This window comes from Kitasatospora sp. NRRL B-11411 (assembly GCF_000721345.1).
GTDB lineage: Bacteria > Actinomycetota > Actinomycetes > Streptomycetales > Streptomycetaceae > Kitasatospora > Kitasatospora cineracea.
The window spans coordinates 1-9,236 of sequence record NZ_JOGH01000178.1 but is presented as its reverse complement, the minus strand read 5'-3'; the positions used below and the strand labels follow the sequence as shown (position 1 = coordinate 9,236).

The 9,236-nt window shown below is 76.0% G+C and carries 10 protein-coding genes; 5 read left to right on the top strand and 5 right to left on the bottom strand.

The genetic code is table 11. The annotated features are described in order from the left end of the window. Positions 1–113: 113 nt before the first annotated feature. Complete coding sequence (locus tag IH44_RS0137400; RefSeq protein ID WP_030464305.1) at positions 114–545, bottom strand: Lrp/AsnC family transcriptional regulator; 432 nt, start codon at positions 543–545, stop codon at positions 114–116. A gap of 166 nt (positions 546–711) precedes the next feature. Here IH44_RS0137400 and IH44_RS0137395 point away from each other — a divergent pair, with 166 nt between their 5' ends. Both IH44_RS0137395 and kynU read left to right on the top strand, forming a co-directional pair. Continuing rightward, positions 712–1,551: a tryptophan 2,3-dioxygenase gene (locus tag IH44_RS0137395; RefSeq protein ID WP_030464304.1), complete on the top strand. Its 840-nt coding sequence runs from the start codon at positions 712–714 to the stop codon at positions 1,549–1,551. 20 nt (positions 1,552–1,571) lie between these two features. After that, the gene (gene kynU / locus IH44_RS0137390) at positions 1,572–2,801 is read left to right on the top strand and encodes a kynureninase (protein WP_030464303.1); all 1,230 of its coding nucleotides are present in this window, start codon (positions 1,572–1,574) and stop codon (positions 2,799–2,801) included. Positions 2,802–2,865: 64 nt separating this feature from the next. Here kynU and IH44_RS0137385 read toward each other — a convergent pair whose 3' ends face one another. Further along, positions 2,866–4,359 (bottom strand): choice-of-anchor A family protein, encoded by a 1,494-nt coding sequence (locus IH44_RS0137385; protein WP_051818128.1) that lies wholly within the window; start codon positions 4,357–4,359, stop codon positions 2,866–2,868. Between the two features lie 167 nt (positions 4,360–4,526). On the opposite strand from IH44_RS0137385, the gene IH44_RS0137380 reads away from it, so the two are divergent. Further along, the gene (locus tag IH44_RS0137380) at positions 4,527–5,186 is read left to right on the top strand and encodes a 4'-phosphopantetheinyl transferase superfamily protein (protein ID WP_030464301.1); all 660 of its coding nucleotides are present in this window, start codon (positions 4,527–4,529) and stop codon (positions 5,184–5,186) included. A gap of 16 nt (positions 5,187–5,202) precedes the next feature. Here the strand turns inward: IH44_RS0137380 and IH44_RS0137375 are convergent, their stop codons facing one another. Beyond that, positions 5,203–6,126 (bottom strand): SDR family oxidoreductase, encoded by a 924-nt coding sequence (locus tag IH44_RS0137375; protein ID WP_030464300.1) that lies wholly within the window; start codon positions 6,124–6,126, stop codon positions 5,203–5,205. 65 nt (positions 6,127–6,191) lie between these two features. Next, positions 6,192–6,977, bottom strand: coding sequence for an inositol monophosphatase family protein (locus IH44_RS0137370; protein WP_030464299.1), 786 nt, complete (start codon positions 6,975–6,977; stop codon positions 6,192–6,194). Positions 6,978–7,071: 94 nt separating this feature from the next. Between IH44_RS0137370 and IH44_RS0137365 the strand changes: the two genes are divergently transcribed. Both IH44_RS0137365 and IH44_RS0137360 read left to right on the top strand, forming a co-directional pair. Beyond that, positions 7,072–8,052: an Lrp/AsnC family transcriptional regulator gene (locus tag IH44_RS0137365; RefSeq protein WP_030464298.1), complete on the top strand. Its 981-nt coding sequence runs from the start codon at positions 7,072–7,074 to the stop codon at positions 8,050–8,052. A gap of 83 nt (positions 8,053–8,135) precedes the next feature. Continuing rightward, on the top strand, positions 8,136–8,372 hold the full coding sequence (locus IH44_RS0137360; protein ID WP_030464297.1) for a DUF2277 domain-containing protein: 237 nt from the start codon (positions 8,136–8,138) through the stop codon (positions 8,370–8,372). Here IH44_RS0137360 and IH44_RS0137355 read toward each other — a convergent pair. Next, complete coding sequence (locus tag IH44_RS0137355) at positions 8,341–8,826, bottom strand: membrane protein (protein ID WP_030464296.1); 486 nt, start codon at positions 8,824–8,826, stop codon at positions 8,341–8,343. The genes IH44_RS0137360 and IH44_RS0137355 overlap by 32 nt on opposite strands. Between the last annotated feature and the right edge of the window lie 410 nt (positions 8,827–9,236).

Sequence of the window (9,236 nt, the reverse complement as noted above, 5' to 3'; positions counted from 1 at the left end):
TCCCGGCCCCCGACGCCCGCCCCGGCTCAGGGCTGAGCGGCGCCGCCAGCCATCCCCCAACCCCCTCCCGGCCCGCCGCCAGGCGCCCCCCGGTCCCCGACGCCCGCCCCGGCTCAGGGGCTGAGCGGGCGCCACGGCACCGGGCTGGAGAGGATCATCGAGCTGGTCGGCTGTCCGTAGCCGCCGAGCCGGTCGGTCAGGCGCTCGAAGGACGGCATGTCCGGCACCCCGACCAGCAGCACGCAGCACGCCCCGCCGGTGACCCGGTGCAGTTGGAAGACCTCCGGCCAGCGCGCCACCTCCGGGTCGCGGAGCAGGCAGCGCACCCCGTAGCACTCCACCGTGACCAGGGCCATCACTGCCGCCCCGGCCTTCGCCGGGGCCAGGTGCGCGTGGTAGCCGGTGATCACCCCGTCCGCCTCCAGCCGGCGCACCCGCTCCGCGACGGCCGGCGGGGAGAGGTTCACCCGGCGCGACAGCTCGTTGTACGACAGCCGCGCGTCGGCCTGCAGTTCGGCCAGCAGCAGGCGGTCCACCGCGTCCACCGGCGGCTCCTTTTCGTTCGTCAGGCGATCGGGGGCGGACGCCTTGCGAACGGCAGGCCGATGCCCCCATCCGGGCTACGACGCCCATTCAAGAGCAGGCCGCCGCGCCGCACAATGGGTGACGCCCGCGGCACCCCGAGCGGGCGGAGCCAAGGAGGTACCGGCCATGACCGGCCAGACCCACCGTCCCCACCTGCGGTTCGGTTCCGACCAGGACCCCGACCAGGACCCCGGCGCGTCCACCCCCTACGCCCGGTACGTGCGCCTGGCCGAACTGCACGCCCTCCAGCAGCCGCGCAGCGCGGAGCCCGCGGAGTACGCGTTCATCGTCACCACCCAGGTGATGGAGCTGCTGTTCGACCTGCTGGAGCGCGACTGGGCGGCCGCCCGCACCGCCCTGCGCGCCGACGACCTGGACACCGCGCTGGCCGCACTGCGCCGCGGGCAGCACACCCAGGACGTGCTGGTCGGCTCCTGGGACCTGCTGGCCGCCATGACGCCGGCCGAGTTCAACTCCTTCCGCCCGGTGCTGGGCGAGGCGTCCGGCTTCCAGTCCTCGGCCTTCCTGCGGCTGGAGTTCCTGCTCGGCAACCGCAGCGAGGGCCTGCTGGAGATGTACCGGGACTCCCCCGCCGAGTACGACGCGCTGTTCGCCGCGCTGCGCACCCCGAGCCTGTACGCCGAGGCGCTGGCCGTGCTGGCCCGGCGCGGCCTGGCGATACCCGCGGCGCCGGTCACCGCCCGGCACCGCCACGACGAGGTGGTGGAGGCCGCCTGGCGGGCCGTCTACACCGACCCGGCGCTGGCCGACCTGGCCCGGCTCGGCGAGGCCCTGCTGGACACCGCCGAGCGCGTCACCCGCTGGCGCCAGCGCCACTACTCCGCCGTCAAGCGCACCATGGGCGCCAAGCCCGGCACCGGCGGCTCCAGCGGCCTGAGCTGGCTGAAGCAGTCCGCCGACCAGGACGTCTTCCCCGAACTGTGGACCGTCCGCAACGACCTCTGAGCACCCCCGGGAGCAACGCCGTGACCCCCACCCGTGAGCAGTGCGCGGCCCGCGACGCCGCCGATCCGCTGCACGCCCTGCGCGCCGAGTTCGACCTGCCCTCCGGGGTGCTCTACCTCGACGGCAACTCGCTGGGCGCGCTGCCCCGCCGCACCCCCGGCCACCTGGCGAAGGTGGTGGAGGGCGAGTGGGGCGCCGGGCTGATCCGGTCCTGGAACGACGCCGGCTGGTTCCACCAGCCCGGGCGGCTCGGCGACCGGCTCGGCGCCCACCTGCTGGGCGCCGCGCCCGGGCAGGTGGTGGTCTGCGACTCCACCTCGGTCAACCTGTTCAAGGTGCTGGGCGCGGCCCTGCGGCTGCGTCCCGGCCGCCCGGCGCTGCTCGTCGAGCGGCACGCCTTCCCCACCGACCTGTACATCGCCGACGGCCTGAGCGGCCTGCACCCCGGCACCCGGCCGGTCCTGCTGGACTCCGCCGCGCAGCTGGACGCCGCCCTGGACTCCGAGGCCGCCGTGGTGCTGCTCTCGCACGTCGACTACCGGACCGGCGAGCTGCTCGACATGGCGGCCGTCACCGAGCGGATCCACGCCGCCGGGGCGCTCGCCGTCTGGGACCTGTGCCACACCGCGGGCGCGCTGCCGATCCACCTGGACGCGGCGGGCGTCGACTTCGCCGTCGGCTGCGGCTACAAGTACCTCAACGGCGGCCCGGGCGCGCCCGCCTTCCTGTACGCCGCGGCCCGCCACCAGGCCGACGCCCGGCAGCCGCTGACCGGCTGGTTCGGACACGCCCGGCAGTTCGACTTCGAGCCCGGCTACCGGCCCGCCGAGGGCGTCACCCGCTTCCTCACCGGCACCCCGCCGATCCTCGGCCTGGCCGCGCTGGAGGCCGCGCTGGAGGTCTGGGAGCTGGCCGACCCGGCCGCCGTCCGGCTCAAGAGCCTCGAACTGACCGACCTGTTCCTGGAGTTGACCGCCGACCTGGACGTCGAGCCGGTCACCCCGCGGGAGCCCGCCCGGCGCGGCAGCCAGGTCGCGCTGCGGCACCCCGACGGCCACGCGGTGGTGCAGGCGCTGATCGCCCGCGGGGTGATCGGCGACTTCCGCGCCCCCGACCTGATGCGCTTCGGCTTCACCCCGCTCTACCTCTCCCGCGCCGACGTGCACGACGCGGCCACCGCGCTGCGCGAGGTGCTGGCCAGCGGCGAGTGGCGCGCGGAGCGCTTCGCCCGCCGCGGCGACGTCACCTGACCCCCCGTCGACGCCGGACGGCCGGGGCCCGCGCGGGCCCCGGCCGTCCGGCTGTTCGCCTCGGTCAGCTGTGCCGGCCCCGGGCGCGGCGGGCCAGCGCGATCACGGCGCCGCCCAGGCCCAGCAGCACCGCGGCGGCCCCGGCCGCCGGGGCGACCAGGCTGTCACCGCCGGTGTTCGGCAGCGGCGGCCCCGCCGGGGTGGAACCGGAGCCGGTCGGCTGAGGCGTGCTCCCGCTCGGCGACGGCGCGGGGCTGGTGCTCCCGCTCGGCGACGGGCTCGGGCTCGGGCTGGGGCTCGGGCTCCCGCTGCCCGACGGGGACGGGCTCGGGCTCTCGCTGGTGGACGGCGACGGCGAGGGGCTCTCGCTGGTCGACGCGCTCGGGCTCGGGCTCGGGCTCGGGCTGGTCGACTCGCTCGGCGAGGGCGAGGGCGAGGGGCTCTCGCTGGTGGACGGGGAGGGCGACGGGCTCTCGCTGCAGTCCGGCAGGTCGCCGTTGAACGGGTAGTTGTGGATCTCGGTGCCGGCGCTGCCCTGCTGGAGCAGGTTGCCCGCCAGGTAGACGCGGCCGTTGGTCCCGGGGTTGGAGAGCGTGGTGGTGCTCCCGGGATTGCCCGCCATGATCGAGCCCTGCCACTGGGCGTCGCCCTCCACCACCACGTTGGTGGCGGTCGGGAAGTTCCACATCAGGTTCGGCCGCAGTTCCGTCAGCTGGTCGCCGGCCTGGCCGGTGCCGCTGCTGGTGTTGACGGTCACGTCGCTGCCGGTCATGTTGACGATCACGGTCGCGCCGGCCGGGACGCCCGCGAACACGATGGCCCGGCGGCCGCCGTCGGTGCCGATGTTCTGGCCGTAGTTGAACACCTGGCGGGCGCTGGTGCCGTCGCCGGTGAAGGTGACCGTGGTGCCGTCGTCCACCACGGTGCCGGTCGCGGTCTGCTGGGCCATGCAGGCGGAGTGGCCCTCGATGACCGGCGTCAGGCCGCGGAACTCGTCGATCGCCGCCGGGTCCCGGATCGCCTGGCCGTCCGGGGTGATGTCGTAGGCGCCGGTCAGCGTGGTGCCGTACTTGAGGTTCCCCCACAGCGCCTTCGGCGGCTGGACGAAGAAGTCGGTGCCGCCGATGAACAGCCTGCTGGGGTTCGCCTGCGAGGCGTCCATGGCGACCGAGCCGCCCACCGTCACGTGGTCCGAGGCGTTCGGCGGGGTGACCATCGAGCCGACGCCCACCACGCCCATGTTGAAGGCGCCGCCCGACGCCTTGTTGATGTCGAGGTTGCCGACCACCGCGATCTTGCCCTCGGCCTCGGCCGCGTTCTGCCGCACCAGGTAGTTGCCGCCCACGTAGATGTTGAGGGAGGCGTCCGCACCGTTGAACGGCCCGGTGTGCGGCGGGCCCCAGGTGCTCGGACAGTCCGGGCCCGAACAGGGGCCCAGTGGTGGCGTCATCTGGGCGGCCTCTCCGGCCACGACCAGTGTGAGCAGCGGAGTGGCGGCGAGTGCCGTCACCACGGCGAAGCGGAGCAGCGGGTTCTTGCCGCGGACACCGTGTCGCACGGGCACCCCTCTCGTTGACGGTGGGTCAGCAGACAGCGGACACCGGTCAGCAAAGAGGAAGCGGCGGACCGCCTCCGGACGGGGCGACCCGGACGCGCCGGACAATCATTCGAACGGACTACTTTGATATTCCGCCAGCGAAGGTGCCAGCCCGGAAAGGGAGAACCGTGCCGAACCCGCCGTTCGCCATGCTCGCCACCACTGCCGGGGTGCTCGCCCGGCCGGACGCCGACGAGCGGCTGCTCACCGCGTTCGAGCGCGAGCGCCTGGAGCGGTTCCGGCGCCCCGCGGACCGGGACGACTACCTGGCCGCGCACCTGCTGGTCCGGTACTGCGCGGCCGCGCACCTCGGCGTCGAGCCCGCCGCGGTGGCCTTCGGCCAGCGGTGCCCCGGCTGCGGCAGCACCGCCCACGGGCGCCCGTACCTCACCGACCGGCCCGGGACGCACCTGAGCCTCTCGCACACCAACGGCGTCATCGCCGCCGCGGCGGGCCCCGTCCCGGTCGGCGTCGACGTCGAGCACCTCGACGCCCGCACCACCGACCCGGCCACCCTCCGGCACGTCCTGACCCCGGCCGAGAGCGCCCTGGTCCGGCGGCACCCCGATCCCACCCGGGCGTTCCTGCGCCTGTGGGTGCGCAAGGAGGCCCTGATCAAGCTCGGCCGGACCACCCTGGACGCGCTGGGCGCCCTCGACCTGTCGCACCTGCCCCTCGACCCGCCCGTCCAGCACCGCGACGGGGACCTGCACTACCTCGAACTCACCACCCCCGGGGCGGTCTTCGCCGCCGCCGCGACGCTGCCCGTCCGGCTGCTGGAGCAGTAGGCCCCCGGGGGGCTGCTCAGCGGTAGGCGGCCGGGTCGGGGGCGGTCGGTGCCTGTTCGACGGCGGTGAGGTAGGCCCAGCAGTCCGGGCGGCTGCCGTCGAGGTCGGTGAAGCCGTAGGTGCGGGCGAGTTCGGCGCTGGAGGTGGAGCGGCCGTTCCAGCGGGCCCGGTCGGGGTCGGCGGCGAGGTGCGCCACCGCGCGGCCGACGTAGGCGGTGGACTCGGAGATCCCGAACTGCGGCTCCCGGGCGAGCGCTTCGCGCCACGTCCGCTCGGTGACGCCGAAGTGCTCCAGCATGATCTCCGAGCGCATCCAGCCGGGGGTGAGCGCGACCGCGGTCGCGCCGCGCGGGCCGAGCTCGTGGCCGAGCGCGAAGGCCATCCGCAGCACGGACGCCTTGGCGAGGTCGTAGAAGAAGGACACCCGGTAGCGCGTCGCGTTGTACTCGGCGGTGCCGTCGGTCATCTCCACCACCAGCCCGCCGGGCCGGCGCAGCAGCAGCGGGACCAGGTGGTGACTGGTGATGGCGTGGGTGTCGACGGCGCGGCGCAGCAGGGCCAGGCCGCGGTCGAGGTCGTCCTCCCAGAGCGGGGCGTCCCAGGCGAAGTTGCCCTCGCCGCCCCAGATGTCGTTGACCAGGACGTCGAGGCGGCCCTGCTCGCGCTCCAGGCGGGCGGCGAGCGCGGCGACCTGCGCCGGGTCGCTGTGGTCGGCCCGGACGGCGACGCCGCGGCCGCCGGCCGCGGTGACCAGCTCGGCGGTCTCCTCCAGCGTCTCGGGCCGGTCGTACTCGGAGCGCTGGCCCTGCGCGGAGCGGCCGGTGACGTACACGGTGGCCCCGGCGGCGCCGAGTTGGACGGCGATGCCGCGGCCGGCGCCCCGGGTGCCGCCCGCGACCAGGGCGACCTTTCCGTCGAGCGGGCGGGTCGGTGTCGTCATGGGCGGGCCTCCTGGAGTCGCGGGACGGTCGCCCCCATCCTGGCCGCTGCCACTGACGGCGGCCGTCACACCGCGCGCAGCACGTCCAGGAGTTCGGCGTGCACGCCGGGCGCGGCGGCGACGAAGGACGGGGCGGCGGGCGTCCACGGGGCGCCCTGGGCGTCGCTGACCGCGGCGCCGGCCTCGGCGGCGAGCAGCGCGCCGGGCAGCAGGTTGGCCGGGTCGGCGCCGTACTGCCAGAACAGGGTGAGGTGGCCGGAGCCGACCTGGGCGGTCTGCAGGGCGGTCGGGCCGAGGTTGCGGACGGCCGGGACGTGCGGCAGCACGGCGCTCAGCGAGGCCCCGGCGGCGCGCAGGGCCGCCGGGTCGCGGGCGACCAGCGGGGGCTGGGAGGTGGCGGCGACGGCGGTGGCCAGGGTGCGCGGGCGGGGCGCGCAGCGGCGGCCGTTCAGCCGGGTGCCGCCGCCGGCCGTCGCGGTGTAGGTGGCGGCGGTGCGCGGCGCGTGCACCACCGCGAGGACGGGGGCGCCGTCGCGCAGCAGGGTCGCGGTGACCGCCCAGTGCGGCAGCGCGCCCAGGTACTGGACGGCGCCGTCGGTGGCGTCGGCCAGCCACCACTCGCCGGTTCCGGGCACCTCGCGGGCCCACTCGTCGTCCAGCCAGCCGGCCTGCGGGCGCAGTGCGGTGAGCCGCTCGCGCAGCAGCCGGGCGGCGGGCCGGTCGACGGCGTCGAACGCGGCGCGGGCCTCGGCGGGGGTGGCGGCGGCGACGGGTTCGGCGGGCTGCCGGGCGGCGAGCAGGTCGCCGACCTCGCGCAGGGCCTGCTCGGTGGCGTCCAGGAGGTGCTGCACGGTGGTTCTCCTTCGTCGCGGTGGGCCTCCAGGAGTACCGTCGGGGTGGCTCATCGGGACGTCAGCGGTACGGGAACGGCGGGGATCGGACAGCATGGACACGGGTGCGGCGGATCCCGCCGCGGTGCTGGACGCGCTGGACCGGCGGCTGGTGCACGCGCTGCAGGTGGACGGGCGGGCCGAGCCGGGGCGGATCGCCGAGGTGCTGGGGGTGTCGGCGCGGACGGTGACCCGGCGGCTGGGGCGGCTGCTGGGGACGGGCGCGGTCCGGGTGGTGCGGATGCCGGACGCCCGGGAGGCCGCGCTCGGCGCGCTGCTGCTGCGGGTGCGGGTGCTGCGCGGGCGGGTGGAGGCGATCGCGCTGGCGCTGGCCGCCCAGGACGGGGTGCCGTTCGTCGACGTGATGCTCGGCGGGCAGGAGGTGTCGGCGGTGGTGCTGGCCGAGGCGTCCGCCCGGGACCGGCTGCTGCACGGGCGGCTGCCGGCCACCGACGCGGTGCTGGAGTCCACCGCGCACGCCGTGCTGCACCTGTTCGCGGACGCCTCGGCCTGGCGCTGCGGGGCGCTGACGGCCGATCAGGAGGCCGCGCTGGCCCCGCCGCCCGCCCCGGCCGGGCCGCCGCCCGCGCTGGACGCGCTGGACCACCGGCTGCTGGACGCGCTGGGCGTCGACGCCCGCCGCTCGCACGCGGCGCTGGCCGCCGCGCTGCAGGTGCCGGAGTCCACCGTCCGGCGCCGCCTGCACCGGCTCGGCGCGGGCGGGCTGCTGCGCACCCACGTCAGCGTGGACCCGCGGCTGGTGGGCGCCGCGGTGGACGCCAACCTGTGGCTGGACGTCGAGCCCGGGCGGCTGGCGGCAACCGGGGAGGCGCTGGCCCGGCACCCGCAGGTGCACGGCGTGCTGGCCACCAGCGGGCCGAGCAACCTGATGGCCGCCGTGTTCTGCCCCGACCACGCGGCACTGTACCGGTTCCAGACCGGCGTGCTGGGGCCGCTCGGGGTGCGGCGGGTGGAGACCGCGATCGTGGCCCGGGCCGTCAAACGGGCCGGGGTGCGGCTGCGGCAACTGCCCTGAGCCGTCGGCGGGGTGTCGGAGTGGCTGCGGCAACTGCCCTGAACCGTCGGCGGGGTGTCGGTGCGGCGCGGCAGACTGGAGGCATGTGCCGAAGCATCAAGACGCTCCGCCCGCCGATGACGCCCGACGCCACCCCCGAGGACGTGCACGCGGCGGCGCTCCAGTACGTCCGGAAGATCTCCGGGTTCCGGGCGCCCGCCGCGCACAACCGGGAGGCGTTCGACGCGGCGGTGGCGGCCGTCGCGGCGGCCACCGCCCAGTTGCTCGCCTCGATCGAGGTCCGCGGGGTCACGCCCCGTTCGACGACCCCGGCCGGATGACCATCAGCACCAGGACGACCGCCCACAGCAGGTTGAACACGCCCGCCGTCATCGGCAGCAGCTTCAACTTGCCTGCGGCGCGGGCCGTTTCGGCGTCCTTGTCCTCGGTCGCGTCCAGCGCGTCCACGGTCGCCTGCTGACCGGGCAGCACGAACAGCAGCAGCACGCCCGCGGCGATCGCGGTCAGCACGATCGAGGTCACCAGCCAGGCGTTGCCCAGCACGTGCATCACCTGCGCGGTGCCGATGCCCAGCACCGGCACCGCGAGGCCGATCAGCGCGTACACGTTGCTGATCCGGTGCAGCAGCCGCACCGAGGTCTGCGCCCCCGCCTGCTCCGGGCCCCCGGCCAGCGCGGCCTTCGCCTTGCGCGGGAACATGCTCACCGCGACCGCCACCGGACCGATGCACAGCGCCACGGCCAGCAGGTGCAGACTCAGCAGGAACTTGGCCATCGCGGGCGCAACCCTTCACCACAACACGGGGACAGAACCGCAGCCACGCTAGCAGCGCTTATCCGGGCGCCCACCGCCGGAAAGCCCGCACTCCGGCGGCCCTCGACCCGGCCGCCCCCTCCGCCCCGACGGCGGACCGTTACAGAGCCGGGCGGTGGCCGTTACGGAGCCGGCGGCCGGCCGAGGGGCGGGGTTCCTAGCGTGAGCGGCGTCGATCCGCGGCCGACCCGGCCGCGGGGGACGCCCAAGGGGAGGTTCCCGATGTCACGCACCACGTCCGTCCGCCGCGCGCTGCGGCTCGCCCTGGTCCCGGCCGTCGCCGCCGGGGTGCTCGCCCTGCCGGGCGCCGTCGCGTTCGCCGACTCCGGCAGCCCGGCCCCCGTCCCCACCCCCACCGCGACGGCCGCCAC